Raw genomic sequence first — 22,427 nt, 5'->3', positions numbered from 1 at the left:
AAGCATAGCGGCGAAGCCGTGGCTGCGCGGCGTCACACGGGCCGCCTATACTCGGACTCTCGTCACGGGGGTGGGACATGGCTGCCGCGCAGTACAAGACGTTCTCCGATTTCTACGCGTTCTATCTGACCGAGCACTCGAACCAGACCGCCCGGCGCCTGCACTTCACCGGCAGCAGTCTGGCGCTGGCCTGCGTGCTGTTCGCGGCGATCAAGGGCCTGTGGTGGTATCTGCCGCTGGCGCTGCTGCTCGGCTACGGCTTCGCCTGGGTCGGCCATTTCTTCTTCGAGAAAAACCGGCCGGCCACCTTCAAGCATCCGTTCTACTCGTTCATGGGCGACTGGCGCATGTGGTGGGAGATGCTGAGCGGGCGCCTGGCGTTCTGAGCAATGTCGGCCGGCAACCGCGGCCTGCTGGATCAGCTGGCCGACGGCTCGCTGCCGCCGGCAGCATTCGGCCATGCCCGTCACGTCGAGGCCGCCTGGCAATGCCTGCAGCAGGCCGCCGATCGCGACGCGGCCGAGCGGCGCTTCGTCGCCCTGCTGCGCGGCTACGTCGCGGCGCTCGGCGCCGAAGCCAAGTACCACCACACGCTGACGATCGCCCTGCTGCGCCTGATCGAGACCCGCCGCCGGCAGATGCCGCAGGCCGACTGGGAAACCTTCGCCGCCGCCCATCCCGAGCTGTTCGGCGATGCGCGCAGCCTCGTCGCACGACACTACTCGGCGCAGCGGCTCGACCGCGCCGACGCCCGCCAGGATTTCGTCGAGCCGGATCTGGCACCGCTGCCATGAGCATTTTTTAGCCGCGCCGCCGGCTTTGGCGTAGAATCCGCGCCCCCGCGGAACCCGCCGAATCACTGCCATGCCGGACCTGCATCACTTCGACGTCATCGTCATCGGCGGCGGCCACGCCGGCACCGAAGCCGCACTGGCGCCGGCGCGCATGGGTTGCCGCACGCTGCTGGTCACGCAGTCGATCGAGACGCTCGGCCAGATGTCCTGCAACCCGGCGATCGGCGGCATCGGCAAGGGCCATCTGGTCAAGGAGATCGACGCCCTCGGCGGCCTGATGGCGCGCGCCGCCGATCGCGCCGGCATCCAGTTCCGCATCCTCAACGCCTCGAAGGGCCCGGCGGTGCGCGCGACGCGCGCGCAGGCCGATCGCATGCTCTACAAGTGGGCGGTGCGCGAGGCGCTGGAGAACCAGCCGAATCTCACGCTGTTCCAGCAGGAAGTCGAGGATCTGATCGTCGAGGGTGGCGCCGTGCGCGGCGTCGTCACGCGGCTCGGTCTGAAGTTCTACGCGCCGGCCGTGGTGCTGACCACCGGCACCTTCCTGGCGGGACGCATCCACGTCGGCCTGGCGAACTACCAGGGCGGGCGCGCCGGCGATCCGCCGAGCAATCCGCTCGCCGCGCGCCTGCGCGAACTGCATCCGCGCGTCGGCCGCCTGAAGACCGGCACGCCGCCGCGTCTCGACGGCCGCACGATCGCCTGGGAGCTGCTGACGCCGCAGCCCGGTGACGAACCGACGCCGGTGTTCTCGTTCCTCGGTTCGCGCGCCGAGCATCCGCGTCAGGTGCCCTGCCATCTGACGCACACCAATGCCGAGACCCACGAGATCATCCGCAGCGGCTTCGACCGCTCGCCGATGTTCACCGGCGTCATCGAGGGCGTCGGCCCGCGCTACTGTCCGAGCGTCGAGGACAAGGTCAACCGCTTCAAGGACAAGGACAGCCACCAGATCTTCCTCGAGCCGGAAGGCCTGAACACGCGCGAGATCTATCCGAACGGCATCTCGACCTCGCTGCCGTACGACATCCAGGAGCGCTTCGTGCGCACGATCCGCGGCCTCGAACAGGCGCGCATCACGCGGCCGGGCTACGCGATCGAGTACGACTACTTCGATCCGCGCGACCTGAAGCGCTCGCTGGAAACCAAGGTCATCGCCGGCCTGTATTTCGCGGGCCAGATCAATGGCACGACCGGCTACGAGGAAGCCGCCGCGCAGGGCCTGCTCGCCGGCATCAATGCCGCGCGGCAGGTGCAGGGCTTTGATCCGTGGACGCCGCAACGGCACGAGGCCTATATCGGTGTGCTCGTCGACGACCTCATCACGCGCGGCACCAACGAGCCGTATCGCATGTTCACCTCGCGCGCCGAACACCGCCTGCTACTGCGCGAGGACAACGCCGACCTGCGGCTGACGCCGCTCGGCCGCAAACTGGGCATCGTCGACGACGCGCGCTGGGACGCTTTCGCGCGCAAGCGCGAGGCGATCGAGCGCGAGCGGGCGCGGCTCGACGCGCTGTGGCTGAAGCCGGCGCAGCTGGCACAGGCGGCGCTGGTCGAGCGCTTCGGGCCTGCGCCCAGCGACAGCGGCCTGTCCGCCACCGACCTGCTGCGCCGGCCCGAAGGCGACTATGCCTTCCTGCAGGCACAGGGGCTGGCGCCGGCCGACATCGACGCCCGGGTCGCCGAGCAGGTCGAAATCCAGGCCAAGTACGCCGGCTACATCGATCGCCAGCAACTGGAGATCGAGCGCGTGCAGCGCTACGAGGCGGCGCCGCTGCCGCACGACCTCGACTATCACAGCGTCATCGGCCTCTCCAACGAAGTCCGCGCCAAGCTCGTCGAGCATCGCCCGGAGACGGTCGCGCAGGCCGGCCGCATTTCCGGTGTCACGCCGGCCGCGGTCTCGCTGCTGCTGATCCACCTCAAGAAGACCGGACGGCTGCGCCGCCAAGCCTGAGGCGAGCGTTCATCTGCAATTCAGCGCGGCCTCGTAGTCTGCTTCCACGGTCGGAATCCGGCCGCAAGAACCATCAGGGGAAGCGCTGCATGAACAAGATCATTTCCGTCGCCGCGGCCGCAGCCCTGCTGTCCCTCGCCGTCCAGGCGCAGGCGGCCGAAGGCAAGACCGCCGTCAAGCTGGGCGTCGACGCGCTCGGCGTCAATGCCGGCGCCGGCGTCGAAGCCGGGGCGAACACGACGGGCGCCGACGTGCAGGCGCAGGCCCGGGCGCTGAAGGACGAGGCGCGCAGCGACGCCGCTGACGCCAAGGCCGGCGTCCAGGCGCACACCGAAGCCGCGAAGAGCGCGGCCGCCGACCAGGCCAAGGCCACCCGCCATCAGGCGCACAAGACCGCGCACGAGGCATCGCAGCACGCCAAAGCCAAGACCCAGGCCACGATCGGCCAGACCCAGGGCCTCGCCAGCGACGCCCTGGGCGCCGTCAACGCCTCGGCCACTGGCGCGCTGCACAGCCAGGGCGCCGTCGACGCGCAGGCCGAGGCCAAGCTGCAGAAGCCATAGGCCGTACCAGTCCCCCCAGCCCTGCATCCCCCCGCAGGGCGCCCCGAGGGCTCTCTCATCCCCCCCCGAGAGAGCCCTTTTTTGTTGCCCGCAGCGGCGCGGCGCGTTGCCGGCCGGGTGTGGACTGGCGCACGAACCCGCCGCCGCGTTGCTACCCAGGTCTCGGTTGGCGATCGGCGATTCTTCGACCATGCGCTGTCTTGCACCACGCCATTTTCCGGGGGGGACCCATGAACCACTCTGCCTATCTCGCCGTGACCGCTGCGCTGCTGTTCGGCAGCGCGCTCGCCGCCGAACCGCCCGCCGGCGAGACGGACGACGCCGGCCACCAGGCCGCTGACGCGGCCGGCGACTACGCCGGCGGCAAGGTCGAGCGTCAGACCGACCGCGTCACCCAGCGCGTCGACAACAAAGTCGACCAAAAGACCGACGAGGCCGTCGACAAGGCGCTCGACAAGGTTTTCGACAAGCTGTTCAAGTAAGCCTCGCACCGGGGAACCCGACCATGAAGACGATCGTGCCGGCGCTGGCCGGGCTGTTGCTGACCGTTACTTTCGGCGCGCAGGCCGAGGGCATTCGCGAGGGCCGCTGGACCTACACCATGACCATGGAAATGCCGAACATGCCGGCCATGCCGGCCATGCCGAAGGTCGACGCCTCGAAGCTGCCGCCGGGGATGGCGCTGCCGCAGATGGGCGTCGGCGGCATGACGATGAACTTCGAGCAGTGCGTGACCCGGGCGGACCTGGTGCCGCGCAACGAGCAGAGCGGCGAGCACTGCAAGATCACGCGCATGGATCGCCGCGGCAACACCGTCGAGTGGACGTCGGTCTGCGATTCGCCGCACGGCAAGATGAATGCGACCGGCACCGCGACCTACAGCGGCGGGACGATGACCTCGACGACCCACGTCACCGGCAAGGACCGCAGCGGCGCGCCGATCAAGATGACGCAGAAGATCGACGGCCGCTACCTGGGGCCCTGCACGCCCTGAGCGCCGCGCGCCGCTTCAGCAGCAGTGGCTGATCGCGCGCAGCACGTCGGAACGCGAGATCTGCCCGACCAGCTTGCCGCCATCGACGACCGGATAGCGGCGGAAGTGGCGGTTGCTGATGAACAAGCCGGCCAGCTGCGCGAGACTCATGTCCGAGCTGACGGTCTCGACCTTGGTGCTCATGTACTGGCTGACCGGACCGGCGACGCAGGTGTCCTGCGCGGCGACCATCGCGATCTGCAGGCAGTCGCGCTCCGACAGCATGCCGACCAGCGTGCCCTGCGCATCGACCACGGGCGCGCCGGAGTGACCGCTCTTGACCAGCTGGTGCACGGCGTTCATCACCTCCATCTCGGGGGTGAAGCTCATCAGCCGCGTGCTCATGTAGTCGCGGACGCTGACTTTTTCCAGCGTGGCCATATCGCTCTCCTCGATCCGCCCGACGCGCGGTGGCGTTTGTGGGTCGACGATAGCCCCTGCGCGGGACGCACTCAAGCCTTGCGCCGCGGCAGCCAGCCATGCAGCTGGTGGCCGTGGTCGCGCAGCCAGCGCTTGTGCGTTTCGTAATCAGGCATCTGCCGGCCCACCAGATTCCAGAAGCGCGCCGAGTGATCGAGATGGACCAGATGGCAAAGCTCGTGCACCGCGACGTAGCGGAAGACGTCGGGCGGCGCCATCACCAGACGCCACGACAGGCAGATCACCGCGCCCGGATTGCAGCTGCCCCACAGCGTCTGCGGATCGTTGATGCGCAATTCGCGGTAACGCACACCGAGCGGCGCCGCGCCGTCCTCCAGCAGGCGTACCGCATCCAGCCGCGCCTGATGGGCGAGCGCCTGACGCAGCGCCGCCTCCAGCTTGCGCGGCGTCTCGCGCAGCGCCGGCGGCGCGAACACGACGATGCGCTCGGGCTCGAAGCGCACGTTGACGCTGCGCAGGCGCGCCGGCTCGACACGCACCGCCAGCTCGCGGCCGCGCAACTGAAGAAGATCGCTGCCGTCCCAGCGCAGCTGCTGCGGCAACGGCCGGGCCGCGGCGAGCTGCGCCATCTCGGCCAGCTTCTCGCGCAACCAGCGCTCGCGTGAGCGCAGGAAGGCCAGGGCCTCGGCACGCGGCGTCCAGCGCGGGTAGACGAGCACCACGCGACGATCCGGCCGCACTTCGAGACGGATGCTGCGCGCCTTGGCGCTGACCCGCTCCTCGAAGTGATAGTCGTCGCGGAACAATTCGATCTGCATGCCGTTCCTGCCGTTCAGCCCGCCGGCGCGATGATTTTTTGCGCAGTCCCGCAGCAGGCCGCATCACAGCTGGCCCGGCGGCGCTTCATGCGCAACTCATCCACAGGCTTATCCCGCCCCGCTGTCGATAACTCTTTCCGCCAAGCCCGCGCCGCTGCTGAATTTTTCGCCGGCACTGCAGGACAGGCTTGTCGCAGCAAGCTCTGCGCCAGTTCATCCGCGCGCTATCCACAAGCTTATCCCGCGCCGCTGTCGATAAGTCGGCACCCGCGCACCGCCGGTCGTCGAAAAAAGCGCCGATCGGCTTGAAACGCAGCGGCCGCCGGCATCGCGGCCGCTTCATCCGACGGCTATCCACAGGCTTTTCCCCGTCTTCTGGGGACAACTCGCCGCCCCTCACTTGGCGACATAGCCGATCTTGGCGAGCACGCCGTCGAGTTCATCGAGCGAGTGGAACTTCACCCGCAGCTCGCCCTTGCCCGACTTGTCGGCGCTGACCGTCACCGGGCAGGCCAGATGGTCGGAGATCTCGCGCTCGAGGCGCTGCCAGTCGCTCGGCTTGCCCGGCCGGAACACCACGAGCTTGTCGCGCGCCGCGGCGATGCGCTGTTCGAGGCCCCGCACGGTGAGCTTGTGCCGGATGATCTCGTCGGCGTAGCGGACCTGCTCGGCCACCGGCACACCGGCCAGCACCTTGGCGTGGCCGAGCAGGATATGGCCCTCGTTGACCAGCGCCGCCACCTCGGGCGCGAGGTTGAGCAGGCGCAGGTAGTTCGTCACGTACTCGCGCGATTTGCCGATGCGCTCGCCGATCTCGCTGTGCTTGAGCGAGAACAGTTCGCCGAGCCGCTTCAGTCCGGCCGCCGTTTCCATCGGCGTCAACGATTCGCGCTGCAGGTTCTCGATCAGGCCGAGCACGAAGGCTTCGCTGTCGGACAGATCGTCGCGGATCAGCGCCGGAATCTCGTGCAGCCCGGCCTGCTGCGCGGCGCGCCAGCGCCGCTCGCCGGCCAGCAGCTCGTAGCCCCAGACCCGCGTGCGCAGCACGATCGGCTGCACGACGCCGGATTCGCGAATGCTGCCGGCCAGCTCGCGCAGCGCATCGGCATCGAAATGCCGCCGCGCCTGCTGGCTGCCGGGCCGGATCAGGTCGATCGGGATGTCGCGAATTTCGCCGGTGGCGCGCTTGCGGCTCATGCGCGCATTTTACGGGGCGGCGCCGCGCGGCGCCCGCCGCGCCGGTTCTCCCCTGTTCGGCGCACGCCGCGCCGGCAAGGCATGAAATAATGAGCGTTACAACGCATAACGGAAGGGACGATGGAAGAGAATTATCGCGCCATCATCGAAGCGATCGGCGAGAATCCCGAGCGCGAGGGTCTGCTGCGCACGCCGCACCGCGCCGCCAAGGCGATGGAGTTCCTGACCCGTGGCTACGAGCAGGACGTCAACGAGATCGTCAACGGCGCCGTCTTCGAGTCGAGCAACGACGAGATGGTGATCGTGCGCGACATCGAGCTGTACTCGCTGTGCGAGCACCATCTGCTGCCGTTCATCGGCAAGGCGCACGTCGCCTACCTGCCGGCCGGCAAGGTCATCGGCCTGTCGAAGATCCCGCGCATCGTCGACATGTTCGCGCGCCGCCTGCAGATCCAGGAAAACCTGACCCAGCAGATCGGCGCCTGCATCCAGTCGGTGACCGGCGCGAACGGCGTCGGCGTCGTCATCGAGGCGCAGCATTTGTGCGCGATGATGCGCGGTGTCCAGAAACAGAACTCGACGATGGTCACGTCGATGATGCTGGGCCGCTTCCGGGAAGATCACCGGACCCGTGAGGAGTTCCTCAGCCTGGTCCGTCGCGGGTAATGTGAATTTCTTATAAGCTCGACCTACCGCGCCCGGCGACAAGGGCTGCGGCCAACACGATGAACCCGGAGTGAGTGACGATGTCTGGCTTGGCGCCCAATGCGCGTTTCGGTTCTCCCGATCAGATCGAGACGCTGGTCGCGATCGAGGGCGTGGTCGCCCAGCAGATGGCGCTGCATATCGAGAAGCGCCGCCTGTGGTTCCCGAATGATCTGATGCCGGCCGACGCCAATCTCGACGCCGCCGCCGATGCCGAGCTGGCCCGCATCCGCGACGCCGCGCGCGGCCTGCCGGACACCGTGCGCGTCGCCGTCGCGCTGAACCTGCTGACCGAGGAAGGCCTGCCGCACTTCCACCGCCTGATCGCCGTGCACCTCGGCAACAGCGCGCCGTGGAGCGACTGGAACAATCTGTGGACGGCCGAAGAAGACCGCCACGGCTGCGCGCTGCGCGACTACGTGCGCGACGCCCGCCTGTTCGACATGGGCGCGCTGGAGAAACTGCAGTACCGCTACATCGAGGCCGGCTTCAACCCGGACTGGGAGCAGGATCCGTATCGCCTGCTCGCGTATACCTCGCTGCAGGAAAAAGCCACGCAGATTTCGCACGCCAACACCGGCCGCCTGTGCGCGACGATCGAACCGATGGCGCAGAAGGTGCTCGCCCATCTGGCCGGCGACGAAGCGCGCCACTACCAGTTCTACCGCGCCGTGTTCGGCGCGATCCTCGAGCACGATCCGAACCGCGCGCTGAACTCGCTGCTCAAGGTCACGCTGAACTTCGCGATGCCGGGCCACGCGATCCGCGGCTATGACGACATGAGCGAAGTCGTGCGCCGCGCCGGCGTCTTCTGCGCGAGCCAGTACAAGGAAATCGTCGACGAACTGCTCGATTTCTGGAAGATCGGCGTGATGACCAACCTGTCGGCCGCCGGGCGCGAAGCCCAGGAAAAGCTGATGAAGGTGCCGGCACGCCTCGCGCGCATGGCGGACTTCCAGAACGCCAAGACCACGGCCCGCGACTTCCGCTTCGACTTCATCTTCGGCCGCGCCGTCCGTCTCTGAGGCCTGGCCGGCCGCCGCCAGGCTGCGGCGCGCGCTGCGCTTCTGACGGTCGGTCGCCCACCTCGCGGGCGCCAGGGCCAATCGCAGACCGGGTGCCGCCGCGCTAGAGTCGCGGCGTTTTCGGCCGTTTTGCCGGCCGGAATTGATCTATCGTTCAATTAATACAAGACCGAACGGAGGAGTCCCGATGTCCCCCGACTGGGCGCCCGCCACGGCGCTGGATCGCCGCGGCTTTCTCAAACTCGGCGCCGGCAGCGCCGCCGCCTTCACCCTGCTTGGCGCCAGCGTGCAGCTCGCCGGCTGCAGCCAGCAGGCCGCACCGGCCGCCGCCGGCTTCCGCTGGCTGACCGCCGCCGATCTGCCGTTCGCGCGCCTGCTCGTGGCCGGCGTCGCCGGCTCGGCGCTGCCCGCCGACCCGGCTATCGCCGATGCCGCCCTCGAAGAAGGCGCGCGCCGCATCGACATCTGCCTCGACGCGCTCGACGCGCCGGCGCAGAAGGAAGTGCGCAAGCTGTTCGATCTGCTGCAGTGGGCGCCGTTCCGCCGCTTCGCCGGCGGCGTCGCCAAGCCGTGGACGGAAGCCACGGCCGCCGACATGCAGACCCTGCTCGCCAACCTCAGCGCCAGCCGCCTGGGCCTGCTCAACGGCGCCTTCCGCGCGCTCGCGAAGATCGGCAGCGTCGTCTTCTGGAGCCAGCCGGTCGCCTATCCGCTGGCGCGCTACCCGGGCCCGCCGGCCTGGGCGGTCGCCGCCCTCAACGCCTGAGTCCCGCCATGGCCATCAATGACCTTTACACCGACGGCCTCGCCAAGGGCTGGAAGATCCGCGACGCCTCGACGCTGACGAACGACGAAACGCTGGAAGCCGACGTCGTCATCGTCGGCAGCGGCGCCGGCGGCGGCACCGCCGCCGAAATCCTCAGCGCGGCCGGTCTGTCGGTGCTGATGCTGGAGGAAGGCGGGCTCTACACCTCGCGCGACTTCAAGGCGCTCGACGAATTCAGCTCGTACAGCAAGCTCTACCAGGAGGCCGCCGGACGCGCGACCTCGGACGGCGCGATCCCGATCCTGCAGGGCCGCGCAGTCGGCGGCACCACGCTGGTCAACTGGACGACCAGCATTCGCACGCCGAAGCCGACGCTCGAATACTGGGCCCGCGACTTCGGCCTGAAGGGCTCCGCCGCCGACGAGATGGCGCCGTGGTTCGCGAAGATGGAGGAACGCCTCGGCATCGCGCCGTGGGCGGCCGAGCCGAATGCCAACAACGCCGTACTGCGCGACGGCTGTGACAAGCTGGGGCTGCACTGGAAGACGATCCCGCGCAATGTGCGCGGCTGCTGGAACCTCGGCTACTGCGGCCTCGGCTGCCCGGTCAACGCCAAGCAGTCGATGCTGGTGACGACGATTCCGGCGGCGCTCGACCGCGGCATGACGCTGGTCCATCACGCCCGCGCCGACCGCCTGCAGTTCGCCGGCGGCCGCGTCAACGGCCTGACCGTGCAGGCGCTCGACGCCGACACGCGGCACCCCACCGGCATCACGCTGAACGTGCGCGCCAAGCATTACGTGCTCGCCGGCGGCGCGATCAACACGCCGGCGCTGCTGCTGCGCTCGAAGGCGCCGGACCCGCATCAGCGCATCGGCCAGCGCACCTGCGTGCATCCGGTCAACGCCAGCCTCGCCGTGTTCGATCGCGAGATCGACGGCTTCCACGGCGCGCCGCAGTCGATCTACTCCGACCACTTCCTGTGGCCGGAGGACGGCGGCATCGGCTACAAGCTCGAAGTGCCGCCGCTGCAGCCGATGCTCGCCAGCAGCGTGCTCGCGCGCTACGGCGACGCGCTGGCGCAGGACATGGCGCAGCTGCCGAACACCAACGTGCTGATCGCGCTGATGCGCGACGGCTTCCACGAACAGTCGGCCGGCGGCCGCGTGCGCATCGACGACTCCGGCCAGCCGGTGTTCGACTACGACGTGCACGAGCCGCTGTGGAACGCCCTGCGCCACGCCTTCGTGCAGATGGCGGAGATCCAGTTCGCGGCGGGTGCCAAGTCCGTGCGCCCCGCGCACATCGACGCCGAGCCGTACGCCAGCATGGACGAGGCGCGCGCGGCGATCGCCGCACTGCCGATGCGCAAGCACCGCGCCGGCCTGGTCACCGCGCACCTGATGGGCGGCTGCGCGATGGGCGAGGACCGCCAGCGCTGCGTGATCGACAGCCGCGGCCGCCATCACGAGACCGAGAACCTGTCGATCTTCGACGGCTCGATGTTCCCGAGTTCGATCGGCGCCAACCCGCAGCTGACGATCTACGGCTTCGTCTCGCGCAATGCCACGGCGCTCGCCGAAGCCCTGGCGCCGGCCGCCAAGGCCGCTGCCTAGCGCCGCACGCTGAAGCCGGTCACCGCGGGCTCGTCGCTGCGCTCCCAGTCGAGCCCATCGACGCACGCCCGCGGCGGACCGTGCTGCAGCCATTCGCGCAGCGCTTCGAGCGCCGGCGCCGCACCGCAGGCCAGCCCCTCGACGCTGCCGTCGGAACGGTTCTCGACCCAGCCCGACAGGCCGAGCGCCTCGGCGCGGTCGCGCGTCGATTGCCGGAAGAAAACGCCCTGGACGCGGCCGCGGACGCGGAACCGGTACGATGTCGACATGCTCGAAGTGTGCATCGAGGAAAACCCATGGCGATCTTAAACCGGCGCGGCAAGCGCAAGACGCAGGCGGTGGCGCCGGCCACCGAGAATTTCGCGTTCGTCGCCGAGCTGCCGGTCGGCGAGAAGGAACCCCTGTGGAAACTGCAGGTGCAGATGGTCACCGAACCGCAGGCCGACGGCGAGCGCCTGCGCCTGCGCGCGCACCTGCAAACCAATTTCGCGAGCGCGCTGCGTCCGGCGCTGGCCGCCGCGCAGGCGCGGCGCGACGGCACGGAGCGCGCGGCGCTGCCGCCCGCCGGCGCACCGCCGGCGCCGAGCGGCCGCTCGCTGCGTCTCGCCGAACGCGCCGGCCATGCCGTGCAGAGCGTCGCGCAACGCGCGCTCGCCGTGCCGCTGGTCCGCCGCCTGGCCGAGCCGCTGCTGCAACTCGATCTCAACACTTGGGTCGAGATCCAGGCTTCGACTGCTTCGCTCGACGCCGGCAGCCATGACCTGCTGCCGCAGCAGGAGCGCCTCGCCGCGCTCGGTATCCGCCCGAAACGCACCGGCGACCAGCCGATCGCCGAGACCTGGGCCGGCGAAGCGCGGGACGGTTTCGCGCAGGTCTCGGTGCTGCAGCTCGACAAGCGCCACCTGCCAACGCGCCTGCGCGAGCTGATCGGCGATCAGCCGTTCGGGCTCGCGGCCACCGTCGTCAACACCGCGCGCCAGAAACCCTGATCCGCCGTCCCGCGTTCAGGTCTCGTCGCGGCCGATCCACTTGCCGGCCGCCGGCGGCGGCACGTAGGCGCGGATCGCGTCGAGCAGCAGCGCGGGATCGCGCTCGACGCGCAGCGTGCCGCGATGCAGCGGCTTGATGAAGGCCTCGCCGACGGCATGGTCGAGGAAGGCGAGCAGGCCGTCGTAGTAGCCGTCGGTGTTGAGCATCGCGCAGGCCTTGCGGTGCTCGCCGAGCTGCGCCCAGGTCCAGATCTCGAACAATTCCTCGAAGGTGCCGAGCCCGCCCGGCAGCGCGACGAAGGCATCGGCCAGTTCCGCCATCAGCGCCTTGCGCTCGTGCATCGAGCCGACCACGTGCAGCTGCGTCAGCCCGCGATGCGCCAGCTCGCGGTCGGCGAGCGCGCGCGGCATCACGCCGATGACCTCGCCGCCGCGCGCCAGTGCAGCGTCGGCGACGGCGCCCATCAGGCCGACCGAGGCGCCGCCGTAAACCAGGCCGATGCCGGCGCCGGCCAGCGCCTCGCCGAATGCGACCGCCGCCTCGCGATAGGCCGGCCGCGCACCGGCGCTGGAGCCGCAGAACACGCAAATACGCATGGAATCCCGCCTTACAGTTTCACCGTGAACAGCTCGCGCGAGCGCCGCCACATCCAGGCGACGACGCCGCAGGTCACCGCCGCGCCGGCGATCACCGACGGCACCGTGCCGAGCAGCCTGGCGGCGAGTCCGGATTCGAACGCGCCGAGTTCGTTCGACGAGCTGATGAAGATGCTGTTGACGGCCTGCACGCGGCCGCGCAGGTGATCCGGCGGCACCGTCTGCAGGATGGTGTTGCGGATCACCACGGAAATGCTGTCGAACGCGCCGGTAGCGAACAGCGCAGCGATCGACAGCCAGAACAGCTTCGAGACCGCGAACACCAACGTGGCCAGCCCGAAACCGAGCACTGCCAGCAGCAGGTTGCGCCACGGCCGCGCCAGCGGCGGATGGTAGGCGCACCAGACCACGGTCAGCAGCGCGCCGATCGCCGGCGCCGCGCGCAGCACGCCGAGCCCCTCGGGACCGACGCGCAGGATGTCCTCGGCGAACACCGGCAAGAGCGCGACCACGCCGCCGAACAGCACCGAGAACATGTCGAGCGAGATCGCGTAGAGCATGATCTTGGTGCGGAAGACGTAGTCGACGCCCTCGCGCAGGCTCGCCCACAGATTGCCGGCGTTGGGACTGGGCACCACCGGGCGCGGCTGCACGAACGAGATCAGCACCAGGCTGCCGGTGAACATCGCGACCACGACCGCCAGCGTGCCGGACAGGCCGCCGAGCGCGAACAGAAAGCCGGCCGAGACCGGACCGAGGATCGCGCCGGTCTGGAAAAAGGTGCTCCACCAGGTCGCGCTGTTGCCGTAGACCTCGCGCGGCACCAGGAACGCGCGCAGCGAGGATGCCGCCGGCGAATAGAAGCCGCGCGCGAAGCCGACCAGCGCGATCAGCCCGTAGGCGCTGAACAGCCAGACGTGGTGCGCCAGCTGCGCGCGCACGCCCGGCCACGACAGCGCCGCCAGCGCCAGCGAGCCGGCGAAGATCACCGCGATCGCGGCGCGGATGATGCCGCGCTTCTCGCGACGGTCGGCGAGATGGCCGCCGAACAGCGCCAGCATGATGAACGGCACCGCTTCGGCGAGGCCGATCAGGCCGAGCGACAGCGGATCGTGCGTGACGCGGTAGATCTCGTAGGCGAGCGCGACTTCCTGGATCAGCAGGCCGCAGCTGAGCAGGAAGGCGCCGACCGCCAACGCCCGGAACTCCGGATAGCGCAGCGCGGCATACGGATCATGCCGCGCCGGCGCCGGCGTCTCAGGCATGCACGGGTACGGTCTCGAGGCGTGCGACCACGGCGTGCGCGATCAGCTCGCGGGCGCGCGCCACGATCTCCTCCATCGCCGGCGTGCGCGCGAAGCGGCGGCGCGCCGTGCGGTAGAGCTGGTCGAGACTCGGCAGCTCGGCGTGCACGTTCTGCAGCAGCTGCTCGCGGCGGCTCGCCATCTGTTCGGCCCAGTGCCGGCGCCAGTCGGCGATCGCGTGGCCGCCGTGCAGCTCGGCCCAGCGCTTCTGCATGCGGTAGACGATGTGATCCGGCGAGAAGCGGCGCGCCAGCGCCTGCGCGACGCGCTCCTTGATGTCCGCCGACAGCGCGCGGCTGCCGTCGAGCACGTGCGCCGGCGGATCGCGCAGATCGAACACCAGGCCGATCTTCTCGAGGCCGCGCAGCGTGTAGTAGGTGATGTCGATCTCCCACCACTTGAAGCCCTGGCGCGCCGAGGCCATGTAGTAGTGATGGTTGTTGTGCCAGCCCTCGCCGAGCGAGAGCAGCGCGAACAGCCAGTTGTTGCGCGAATCGTCGCCGGTCAGATAGCGCTGGCGGCCGAGCACGTGCACCAGCGAATTGATGCAGAACGTCGCGTGCCAGAGCAGCACCGTCGACCAGATGAAGCCGACGACCAGCGCCGACCAGCCGCCGATCAGCCACACGGCGACACCGAGCGTGGCGCCCGGCACCCAGTGGTACTTGTCGAGCCAGCGCAGCTCCGGGTACTTGGCGAAATCGGCGATGCGTTCGTAGTCGACCGCCTGCGCCTGCTTGTTGAAGATCCAGCCGACGTGCGCGAACCAGAAGCCGTGCTGGCGCGGCGAGTGCGCATCGAGCTCGGTATCGGAGTACCGGTGATGGTCGCGGTGCTTGGCCGCCCACCACAGGGCGCCCGACTGCAGCGACGACTGCGCGAGCCAGGCGAGCACGAACTGGAACACGCGGCCGGCCTTGTAGGCCTTGTGCGAGAAGTAGCGGTGGTAGCCGGCGGTGACGCCGAACATGCGCACCACGTAGAGCGCCGCGCACAGGGCGACGTCGCTCCAGTGCACGCCGGTCCAGATCGCCGCGAAGCAGGCGAGGTGGATGGCGGCGAACAGGACCATCATCGGCCAGCTCGACGGATCGAAGCGGCGGGATTTAAGCGGAGTGTCCATCTAAGTCTTGCATCGACGGTGACAGCGCGACAGTGCGCCGGGAACAGCAGGAAAAGGATGCGAAAGTCGCGCCAGAATCGGCATACCCCTTCATTGGGCACCGTGCTCGCGCGTTTCAAGGAAGCGCACGTCCGGAAAGCGCTCCCGCGTCATGCTCAGATTCACCGAACTCGACGCCAGATACACCAGCTGGCCGTAATGATCGAGCGCCAGACGCGAATCGTTCTTGTCGCGAAATTCCTTGAGCTTCTTCGGATCGTCACATTCGACCCAGCGCGCCGTGTGCACCTGCACCGGCTCGAACACCGACTCGACGCCATACTCGTCACGCAGGCGGTACTGCACGACCTCGAACTGCAGGACGCCGACCGCGCCGAGCACGATGTCGTTGCTGACGATCGGCCGGTAGACCTGCGTCGCGCCCTCCTCGGACAGCTGATCGAGGCCCTTGTTCAGCTGCTTGGCCTTCAGCGGGTCCTTGAGCACGACGCGGCGGAACAGCTCGGGCGCGAAGTTCGGAATGCCGGTGAAGTTCAGCACCTCGCCTTCCGAGAACGAATCGCCGATCGAGATCGTGCCGTGGTTGTGCAGGCCGATGATGTCGCCCGGATAGGCTTCCTCGACCGCCTCGCGGTCGGCGGCCATGAACACCAGCGCGTTCGACACGCGCACCGGGCCGCCGAGACGCACGCTGTGGATGTTCATGCCCTTCCTGTAGACGCCCGAGCAGACGCGCAGGAAGGCGACGCGGTCGCGGTGCTTCGGGTCCATGTTCGCCTGGATCTTGAACACGAAGCCGGTGAACTTCTCCTCGTCCGGCTGCACGTCGCGCTCGCCGCCGGGGGTCTTGGCGTGCCGCGACTGCGGCGGCGGCGCCCAGGCGGTGAAGCCGTTGAGCAGTTCGCGCACGCCGAAGTTGTTGATCGCCGAGCCGAAGAACACCGGCGTCAGCATGGCGGCACGGTACTGGTCGAGATCGAACTCGGAACCGGCCATCTGCAGCAGTTCGATCTCGTCGCGCAGCTGCTGGTAGACGTGGCCGAAGCGCTCGGCGAGCCCCGGCGCATCGATGCCGTCGATGGTCTCGATCTCCGAGATGCGGTGCTTGTCGCCCGAGTACAGGTAGAAGCGGTCTTCGAGCAGGTGGTAGACGCCCTTGAAGTCGCGGCCCATGCCGAGCGGCCAGGTCACCGGCGTGCACTGCAGGCCCAGCACCTTCTCGACCTCGTCGAGCAGTTCCAGCGGCGGCCGGCCTTCGCGGTCGAGCTTGTTGATGAAGGTGACGATCGGCGTGTCGCGCAGGCGGCAAACCTCCATCAGCTTGATCGTGCGCGCCTCGACGCCTTTGGCGGCGTCGATCACCATCAGCGCCGAGTCGACCGCCGTCAGCGTGCGGTAGGTGTCTTCCGAGAAGTCCTCGTGGCCCGGCGTGTCGAGCAGGTTGACGATGCAGTCGTTGTACGGGAACTGCATCACCGAGGTGGTGATCGAGATGCCGCGCTGCTGTTCGAGCGCCATCCAGTCCGAGGTCGCGTGGCGGCTCGCCTTGCGCCCCTTCACCGTGCCGGCCAGCTGGATCGCACCGCCGAACAGCAGCAGCTTCTCGGTCAAGGTCGTCTTGCCGGCGTCGGGATGCGAAATGATGGCGAACGTGCGGCGTCGTGCCGCGCGCTCGGCGATAACACTCATGGAGGCCTCCGGGTGGGCGCGCATTGTACCCGCTGCACCGCCCCGCACGCCGCCGCGCCGGCCGGGGTCCGCGGACCGGCGACGAACGGGCGGACGACGGCCGCGCCTTGCCGCGATCGGACCGGAATCGATCCCGATCCGTCGCGGGGCAATGCGCCGGTTCCGGGGCTGCGCCGGCCCGTCGTCGCCGCCATCCCCGCCGCGCACGGAGCGCGCCGGCGGCGGATCGCCGCGCGGCGCAAAGCGCGGCGGCATCGGTCCGGTCCGACCGTCGGCGGACGAAGCCGCCGCGTCGCGCCGGCCGCCTCAGTCGGCGCGCACGCCCAGCACTGCACCGCGTTCGCGCAGGCGGGCCAGCAGAGCGCCGCCGGCGGCAAGCGCGGCGGCCGGCGCCAGGCCGTGATGCGCCGCCAGCGCGCTCAGCTGCGCGCGCCCGCTGCGCTGCGGCGCGCGGCGCAGACCGTCGATCAGCGCCGCGCCGAGCGCATCGACCTCCAGGAAGCGCACCGCGCCGGCGGCGTCGCGGTTGAGCAGCAGGAACACCGGCACCGCGAGCGGCGCCGCCGGTTGCAGGTCCGCGCCGATGCGGTGCACCGGCCAGTCGTAGGCCTGCAGCACGGCCAGCGGCGACAGCACCGGCACGCCGTCGAGCAGATCGCCATCGCGCAGCGGCCCGGGCTCGGCCGGGTCCGGCGCCGCCGCCAGCCAGGCCTCCAGCCACTCGTAATGCGCCAGCGCCGCCGCGTAGCCCGGCAGCGGCGGCCCGCCGTCGCGGTGCTCCAGATAGCTGACGAACTCGCCGCCGAGCGCCCGGAACAGCGGCGTGCGGCAGCGATGGCGGAGCAGGAAGTCGTCACGGCAGGCGTCCCACGCCGACGCCGCGAGCGCGCGCCGCAGCACCGGAAACGCACGCGCCAGCGCGCGGTCGACGTTGTCGCGCAGCAGCCGCCGGTACAGCGCCAGCCGCGCCGGATCGAGCCCGGCCGGCGCCGGCAGCGACGGATCGCGCAGGGCCCTGGCGAACGCACGCTGGCGCGCGGCGAGCGCGGTCTCGCTCATGCGCTCGCGGCCTGCAGGCGGCGGATCGTGTCCAGCTCGGCGCACAGCTCGGCGAACGGCGGCAGCGCGCTGTCGCGTTCGAGCAGCGTCGGCCGTGCACCGAAGCGCCGGCAGGCGTACGCATAGAGATCCCAGACCGCCGGCGCCACCGCCTCGCCGTGCGTGTCGACGCAGACGCCGTCGTCGCCGCGCCGATGACCGGCGATGTGGAAGCCGCGCACGCGCGCCGCCGGCAGCGCGTCGATGAAGGCGCGCGGGTCGTAGCCGTGATTGCGGCCGTTGACGTAGACGTTGTTGACGTCGAGCAGCAGCTCGCAGTCGGCGGCGTCGAGCACCGCGGCGATGAACTGCCGCTCGTCGAGTTCGCCGCCGAGGCTCGCGTAATAGCTGATGTTCTCCAGCGCCAGGCAGCGGCCGGTCAGCGCCTGCACGCGGCGCACGCGCGCCGCGACGTGCTCGACCGCCTCGGCGCTGAACGGCAGCGGCAGCAGCTCGTAGAGCTGGCCATCGTCGGCGCACCAGCTCAGGTGCTCGCTGTAGTCGTCGATGCCGAACGTGTCGAGGAAGCGCGCCACCTGGCCGACGAAGTCGAGATCGAGCGGCGCGAAGCCGCCGAGCGACAGCGACAGCCCGTGCGCCTTCAGCGCGAAGCGCTTCGCCAGCGCGCGCAGGCGCTGCGCGTCGCGGCCGCCGAGATCGAGCCAGTTTTCGGGCGCGAGTTCGAGGAAGTCGAGCGGCGCGTCCTCACGCTCCAGCGCATCGAGCAGACCGCGGCGCAGGCCGAGGCCGACGCGGCCGCGTTCGTTCAACGCGACGGCGGCGGCGCGCTGCCGCACAGGCCCTCGCCGCAGGCGTGCTCGGCGGCCTTGTCGGCCTTGCCGCCCGTCTTGTCGGCAGCTTTGTCGGCGGCCTTGCCGGCGTCGGTGGCGGCCGGCTGCGCCGCCGGAGCCGCCGGGGCCTGCGTTCCGGCCGCCGGCACCGGCGGCGCCGGCTCGGTGCTGGCGGCCAGCTCGTAGCCGCGGCCGAGGTCGGTGGCGGCGAAGCCGTTGACGGCGCCGGCCGCGAAGGCGGCGCCGAGCGCCAGCGCAAGCGGCTTGCAGGCAGGGGTTTTCATCGGGTTGCTCCGGCGTTGGCGGACGCGGTCCGCGTCGTGAATCAGGCGGCGAGAATGCCGGCCTCGTAGTTGCGCAGCCAGTCGAGGAACTGCTCCTCCGGCATCGCGCGGCTGAAGTGGAAACCTTGCATCAGGCGCACGCCGAGCTTCTGCATCAGGCGCATGTCATCCTCGGTCTCGACGCCTTCGGAAATCAGCGTGATGTCGAGCGCGCTGGTCAGCTGCACGAGACTGCGGATGATTTCCTGCACGCGGCGGTTCTGCGCCGCGGCACGCGTCAGCACCGGATCGATCTTGAGGCCGCCGACGTCGAAGCGGTACAGGTGGGTCAGCGAGGAATAGCCGGTACCGAAGTCGTCGAGCGACAGCGTCACACCGAGATTGCGCAGGTCGTCGAGCACGAGACTGACGTCGTCGACGTTGCCGACCAGCGCCGTCTCGGTGACCTCGGCGATGAGGTGGGCCGGATTGATGCTGCTTTCCTTGAGCGCCTCGCGCACGATGTCGAGCACGTTCGCCGACAGCAGCTTGGCGGACAGATTGAACGACACGCGCAGCTCGTAGCCGCGATCGTTCCAGTTGCGGAAGGTCGTGCAGGCGCGCGCCAGCACGGCGCGCGTCATGTCGGCGATCAGGTCCGAGCCTTCGGCGACGAAGATGAACTCGCTCGGCAGCGTGACGCGGCCATCCGGCTGGCGCCAGCGCGTCAGCGTCTCGGCGCCGACGACCTTGCGGCGCGCAACGTCGACGATCGGCTGGAAGAACGGCACGAACTGGCCCTGGCGCAGGCCGCTGCGGATCTGCTCGGTCAGCGCCAGATGGCGGCGCAGGCGGTGCGTGTGGCCGCGCTCGCCGAAGCGCAGGTGGCCGGCGCCCTCGCTGCGCGCCAGGCGCAGCGCTTCGAGGCAGACATTGACGTATTCCTCCGGATCGCGCGCATCGTCCGGGTACACCGCGCCGCCAGCGTTGGCGGTCAGCAGGAAGCGCTGCTCGTCGACCTCGACCGGCTGCGCAAGACGCAGCAGCGCCTCGGCGGCGATGCGCTTGAGATCGACGCGGGTCACCGCCTCGGTGCTGCCGCGGTCGATCAGCAGCGCGATCGTCTCGGCGTCGACGCGGAAGGTCTGCGTCGGCAGCACGTCGAGATTGCGCAGGCGCTCGCCGGCCGTGCGCATCGCCGCCTCGGCCAGCCGCGTGCCGAAGCCGCTGCGGATCGCCACGTAGGTGTCGACGCCGATCAGCAGCAGGCCGTGCGTGCCGTCGATCGGCCGCAGGCGACGCACCTCGCGCAGCTCCGCGTCGAGGCTGTTGCGGTTCGGCAGGCCGCTGCCGGGGTCGAGATAGGCGATGCGGCGGATGTGCTCGGCCTGCGCCTGGATGCGCCGCATCGCGCGCACGATGTCGCCGAACTCGTCGGCGGTCTCGATCATGTTGCTGTTCGGCTGGCGGCCGGTCAGCACCGCGTTGAGGCTGCCGGTGACCGAGCCGAGCGGGCGCAGCACGCGCCGGTACGCGAACACCGACAGCGTCACCGACAGCAGCAGAGCGCCGAGCACCGCGCCGAGCGCGATGCCGAGCCGGCGGTGCAGACGCGTGAATTCGGCCGACGTATCGCGCAGGCCTTCGGCGTTGTCGCGTTCCATCAGCATCGACAGCTGCCGTCCGGCGCGGTCGTCGAGCGCGGCGCCGAGGCGGGCGGCCTGCTCGGCGCGGGCGGCGTCGAGCGGCGGCTGCAACAGGGCTTCCAGCTGCGCGTCGCCGTCCTCGATGTACTGGCGCAGCGCCTTGACGCCGGCTTCGTTGCGGGACGGCAGGAAGGCGAGCTGGTTGCGGACGATGGCGCGCGCCGACTGCAGGCGTGTCAGCGCCGGTCCCGGATCGGCGCCGGCAGCCAGATCGGCCTGCAGCGCGGTGCTCTCGCGGCGGACGTCGGCCAGCGCACGCTGCAGCACGACGGTCATCGCCACGCGGTTGGCGCGGCCGAGCACATCCGACTCGATGTCGCGGTCGGCATCGAGAGACGGCACGATCACCAGCCCGGCCAGTACGATGGCCAGGTTCACCAGGATCATTACGGCCAGGAGTTTGGTCCGGACCCTCATTGCTGCCAGCACGTCCCCCGCTTATGTGTCATAAGCCCACCCATCTTGATTCTACGGCGAGGATAACGACAAGCCGTGGGCGATGGTTACTATTCTTTACAAAGCGCAGCGCATCCTTGCGCACTCCGGCCCTATAACGTTGACGCCATCACTTGTGGCGCTTCCGACCCCGGAGTCGACAATGAAAGTTTCCATCAAACAGGCCTCGCTGGGTGCCGCACTGGCCCTCGCCGCCGCCGCGACCGCGGGTTTCGCCGCCGCACCGGCCGCCGCCCCGATACCGCCGCCGGCGGCTGAAGCCGATGCCCCCGACGTGGCGCCGATGCCGCCGCCGGGCGGACATGGCATGCACCGCCCGATGCCGCATGGCGAAGGCCTCGGCTTTGCCGAAGGTCCGCGCGGTTTCGGACCCGGCGGCCCGCTGCCGCGCGAACTGCGCGGCCTGGACCTCAGCGACGCGCAGCAGGACGCGGTCGACGAAATCTTCGTCAAGCATCACCGCGAGCAGCGCGAGCTGTTCAAGCGCGAGCGCGATCTGCACCGCAGCCTCGCCACGCTCGACCCGCAGGCCAAGGACTACGTCGCACAGAGCGACAAGCTCGCCGAGCAGGCCGGCCAGATCGAGCGCGACCAGCTGCGCCTGCGCGCCCGCGTCACCGCCGAGCTGGTGGCGACGCTGACCCCGGAGCAGGCCAAGCAGTTGCAGGCGCGCCGCGCCGAGCGCGCGGAACGCCACGCCAAACGCCCGCAGGCTCCGCCGCGTGCGCATGACTGAAGCCGCTGTTGCCGGCCGCGGCGCCTCCGGGCGCCGCGACCGCGTAAAGTGGCGGCGACCATGAGCCTGGAATCCGGCAAACCGCGCGTGCTGCTCGCCGACGACGACGTCGGCTTCTGCGAGCTGCTGTCCGAATACCTGCGCAACCAGGGCTTCGAAGTCGATGCGGTCCATGACGGCCTGGCCGCGATCGAACAGGCCGAGCGTGGCGCGCACGATGTGCTGGTGCTCGACGTGATGATGCCGAAGGCCGATGGCTTTCGCGTGCTCGAACGGCTGCGCAGCAGCCACCGTCTGCCGGTCGTCATGCTGACCGCGCGCGGCGAGGACGTCGACCGCATCGTCGGGCTCGAACTCGGCGCCGACGACTACGTCGCCAAACCCTGCAACCCGCGCGAGCTGGCTGCCCGCCTGCGCGCCGTGCTGCGCCGCTCGCACCCGGCCGCCGCCGACCCGACTCCGCTGCGCTGCGGCGACCTCGAACTGATGCCGGCCGCGCGCATGGTGAAAGTCGGCGGCCGTCCGGTCGACCTCACCGGCGCCGAGTTCGACGTACTGCGCACGCTGATCGAGGACGCCGGCCAGGTGATCGCCAAGGAAGACCTTTCGCGGCGCGCGCTGAACCGCCGGCTCGGCGCCTTCGACCGCTCGATCGATATGCACATCAGCCGCCTGCGCCAGAAGCTCGGCCCGCACGGCGACGGCTCGCCGCGCGTGCGCTCGGTGCGCAACCGCGGCTACCTCTACGCGGCGACCGAATGACGCGCCGGCCGCCTTTCCCGTTGCGCGCCGCGCACACCCGTCCGGAGTCCCGCTG

At 69.8% G+C, this 22,427-nt stretch carries 25 protein-coding genes; 13 read left to right on the top strand and 12 right to left on the bottom strand.

Annotated features, from left to right (window positions below; genetic code table 11):
- The first annotated feature begins 77 nt into the window (after positions 1-77).
- The 6 genes from K343_RS0110880 to K343_RS0110855 all read left to right on the top strand — a co-directional run bounded on the left by K343_RS0110880 (position 78) and on the right by K343_RS0110855 (position 4,311).
- Positions 78-386 (top strand): Mpo1-like protein, encoded by a 309-nt coding sequence (locus tag K343_RS0110880; RefSeq protein ID WP_028008102.1) that lies wholly within the window; start codon positions 78-80, stop codon positions 384-386.
- A gap of 3 nt (positions 387-389) precedes the next feature.
- Entirely contained in the window at positions 390-794 is a 405-nt protein-coding gene (locus K343_RS0110875; protein ID WP_028008101.1) for a hypothetical protein, read from the top strand.
- A 70-nt stretch (positions 795-864) separates the two neighbouring features.
- Positions 865-2,754 (top strand): tRNA uridine-5-carboxymethylaminomethyl(34) synthesis enzyme MnmG, encoded by a 1,890-nt coding sequence (gene mnmG / locus K343_RS0110870; protein WP_028008100.1) that lies wholly within the window; start codon positions 865-867, stop codon positions 2,752-2,754.
- Between the two features lie 89 nt (positions 2,755-2,843).
- Entirely contained in the window at positions 2,844-3,317 is a 474-nt protein-coding gene (locus K343_RS0110865; protein ID WP_028008099.1) for a hypothetical protein, read from the top strand.
- A gap of 230 nt (positions 3,318-3,547) precedes the next feature.
- Positions 3,548-3,799, top strand: a complete 252-nt coding sequence (locus tag K343_RS0110860) for a hypothetical protein (RefSeq protein WP_028008098.1) — start codon at positions 3,548-3,550, stop codon at positions 3,797-3,799.
- A 23-nt stretch (positions 3,800-3,822) separates the two neighbouring features.
- Positions 3,823-4,311 carry a DUF3617 domain-containing protein gene (locus tag K343_RS0110855; protein WP_028008097.1) on the top strand — a complete coding sequence of 163 codons (489 nt, stop codon included), beginning with the start codon at positions 3,823-3,825 and terminating at the stop codon, positions 4,309-4,311.
- A 15-nt stretch (positions 4,312-4,326) separates the two neighbouring features.
- Here the strand turns inward: K343_RS0110855 and K343_RS0110850 are convergent, their stop codons facing one another.
- The 3 genes from K343_RS0110850 to K343_RS0110840 all read right to left on the bottom strand — a co-directional run bounded on the left by K343_RS0110850 (position 4,327) and on the right by K343_RS0110840 (position 6,746).
- Positions 4,327-4,731, bottom strand: a complete 405-nt coding sequence (locus K343_RS0110850; protein ID WP_020650545.1) for a CBS domain-containing protein — start codon at positions 4,729-4,731, stop codon at positions 4,327-4,329.
- Between the two features lie 71 nt (positions 4,732-4,802).
- On the bottom strand, positions 4,803-5,549 hold the full coding sequence (locus K343_RS21725) for a M48 family metallopeptidase (protein WP_051278197.1): 747 nt from the start codon (positions 5,547-5,549) through the stop codon (positions 4,803-4,805).
- Positions 5,550-5,945: 396 nt separating this feature from the next.
- A complete protein-coding gene (locus K343_RS0110840; protein WP_028008096.1) occupies positions 5,946-6,746 on the bottom strand; it encodes a ParB/RepB/Spo0J family partition protein in 801 nt (266 codons plus the stop codon).
- A gap of 105 nt (positions 6,747-6,851) precedes the next feature.
- Between K343_RS0110840 and folE the strand changes: the two genes are divergently transcribed.
- The 4 genes from folE to K343_RS0110820 all read left to right on the top strand — a co-directional run bounded on the left by folE (position 6,852) and on the right by K343_RS0110820 (position 10,858).
- Positions 6,852-7,412 (top strand): GTP cyclohydrolase I FolE, encoded by a 561-nt coding sequence (folE, locus tag K343_RS0110835; protein ID WP_281169394.1) that lies wholly within the window; start codon positions 6,852-6,854, stop codon positions 7,410-7,412.
- An 80-nt stretch (positions 7,413-7,492) separates the two neighbouring features.
- Entirely contained in the window at positions 7,493-8,476 is a 984-nt protein-coding gene (locus K343_RS0110830) for an acyl-ACP desaturase (protein WP_051278195.1), read from the top strand.
- A gap of 187 nt (positions 8,477-8,663) precedes the next feature.
- Complete coding sequence (locus K343_RS23410; RefSeq protein WP_051278193.1) at positions 8,664-9,242, top strand: hypothetical protein; 579 nt, start codon at positions 8,664-8,666, stop codon at positions 9,240-9,242.
- Positions 9,243-9,250: 8 nt separating this feature from the next.
- Entirely contained in the window at positions 9,251-10,858 is a 1,608-nt protein-coding gene (locus K343_RS0110820) for a GMC family oxidoreductase (protein WP_028008093.1), read from the top strand.
- Here the strand turns inward: K343_RS0110820 and K343_RS0110815 are convergent.
- Complete coding sequence (locus tag K343_RS0110815) at positions 10,855-11,142, bottom strand: acylphosphatase (protein ID WP_028008092.1); 288 nt, start codon at positions 11,140-11,142, stop codon at positions 10,855-10,857. The two genes, K343_RS0110820 and K343_RS0110815, sit on opposite strands and share 4 nt — an antisense overlap.
- A 12-nt stretch (positions 11,143-11,154) precedes the next feature.
- On the opposite strand from K343_RS0110815, the gene K343_RS0110810 reads away from it, so the two are divergent.
- The gene (locus K343_RS0110810) at positions 11,155-11,847 is read left to right on the top strand and encodes a hypothetical protein (protein WP_028008091.1); all 693 of its coding nucleotides are present in this window, start codon (positions 11,155-11,157) and stop codon (positions 11,845-11,847) included.
- A 15-nt stretch (positions 11,848-11,862) separates the two neighbouring features.
- Here K343_RS0110810 and K343_RS0110805 read toward each other — a convergent pair whose 3' ends face one another.
- From K343_RS0110805 to K343_RS0110770, 8 genes are all read right to left on the bottom strand, one after another.
- Entirely contained in the window at positions 11,863-12,444 is a 582-nt protein-coding gene (locus tag K343_RS0110805; RefSeq protein ID WP_028008090.1) for an LOG family protein, read from the bottom strand.
- Between the two features lie 11 nt (positions 12,445-12,455).
- Complete coding sequence (locus K343_RS0110800) at positions 12,456-13,709, bottom strand: MFS transporter (RefSeq protein WP_028008089.1); 1,254 nt, start codon at positions 13,707-13,709, stop codon at positions 12,456-12,458.
- Positions 13,702-14,871 (bottom strand): acyl-CoA desaturase, encoded by a 1,170-nt coding sequence (locus K343_RS0110795; RefSeq protein ID WP_028008088.1) that lies wholly within the window; start codon positions 14,869-14,871, stop codon positions 13,702-13,704. The genes K343_RS0110800 and K343_RS0110795 overlap by 8 nt, the downstream gene beginning before the upstream one ends.
- A 90-nt stretch (positions 14,872-14,961) precedes the next feature.
- Positions 14,962-16,560 carry a peptide chain release factor 3 gene (locus tag K343_RS0110790; protein WP_028008087.1) on the bottom strand — a complete coding sequence of 533 codons (1,599 nt, stop codon included), beginning with the start codon at positions 16,558-16,560 and terminating at the stop codon, positions 14,962-14,964.
- 306 nt (positions 16,561-16,866) lie between these two features.
- A complete protein-coding gene (locus K343_RS0110785; protein WP_028008086.1) occupies positions 16,867-17,619 on the bottom strand; it encodes an HvfC family RiPP maturation protein in 753 nt (250 codons plus the stop codon).
- Positions 17,616-18,428 carry an MbnB/TglH/ChrH family RiPP precursor modification enzyme gene (locus K343_RS0110780; RefSeq protein WP_028008227.1) on the bottom strand — a complete coding sequence of 271 codons (813 nt, stop codon included), beginning with the start codon at positions 18,426-18,428 and terminating at the stop codon, positions 17,616-17,618. The genes K343_RS0110785 and K343_RS0110780 overlap by 4 nt, the downstream gene beginning before the upstream one ends.
- On the bottom strand, positions 18,425-18,733 hold the full coding sequence (locus K343_RS21715) for a hypothetical protein (protein ID WP_043112538.1): 309 nt from the start codon (positions 18,731-18,733) through the stop codon (positions 18,425-18,427). Before K343_RS21715 ends, K343_RS0110780 begins: the two co-directional genes overlap by 4 nt.
- Before the next feature lie 41 nt (positions 18,734-18,774).
- Positions 18,775-20,796: a putative bifunctional diguanylate cyclase/phosphodiesterase gene (locus K343_RS0110770; RefSeq protein ID WP_161628881.1), complete on the bottom strand. Its 2,022-nt coding sequence runs from the start codon at positions 20,794-20,796 to the stop codon at positions 18,775-18,777.
- Between the two features lie 220 nt (positions 20,797-21,016).
- On the opposite strand from K343_RS0110770, the gene K343_RS23405 reads away from it, so the two are divergent.
- Together K343_RS23405 and K343_RS0110760 are read left to right on the top strand one after the other, a co-directional pair.
- Positions 21,017-21,610 carry a Spy/CpxP family protein refolding chaperone gene (locus K343_RS23405; RefSeq protein ID WP_051278189.1) on the top strand — a complete coding sequence of 198 codons (594 nt, stop codon included), beginning with the start codon at positions 21,017-21,019 and terminating at the stop codon, positions 21,608-21,610.
- Between the two features lie 60 nt (positions 21,611-21,670).
- A complete protein-coding gene (locus tag K343_RS0110760; protein ID WP_028008084.1) occupies positions 21,671-22,372 on the top strand; it encodes a response regulator transcription factor in 702 nt (233 codons plus the stop codon).
- Positions 22,373-22,427: the final 55 nt, after the last annotated feature.

It is taken from the genome of Solimonas flava DSM 18980, assembly GCF_000426685.1.
GTDB lineage: Bacteria > Pseudomonadota > Gammaproteobacteria > Nevskiales > Nevskiaceae > Solimonas > Solimonas flava.
The sequence above is the reverse complement of the archived record's forward strand: the minus strand, read 5'-3'. Positions and strand labels throughout refer to the sequence as shown.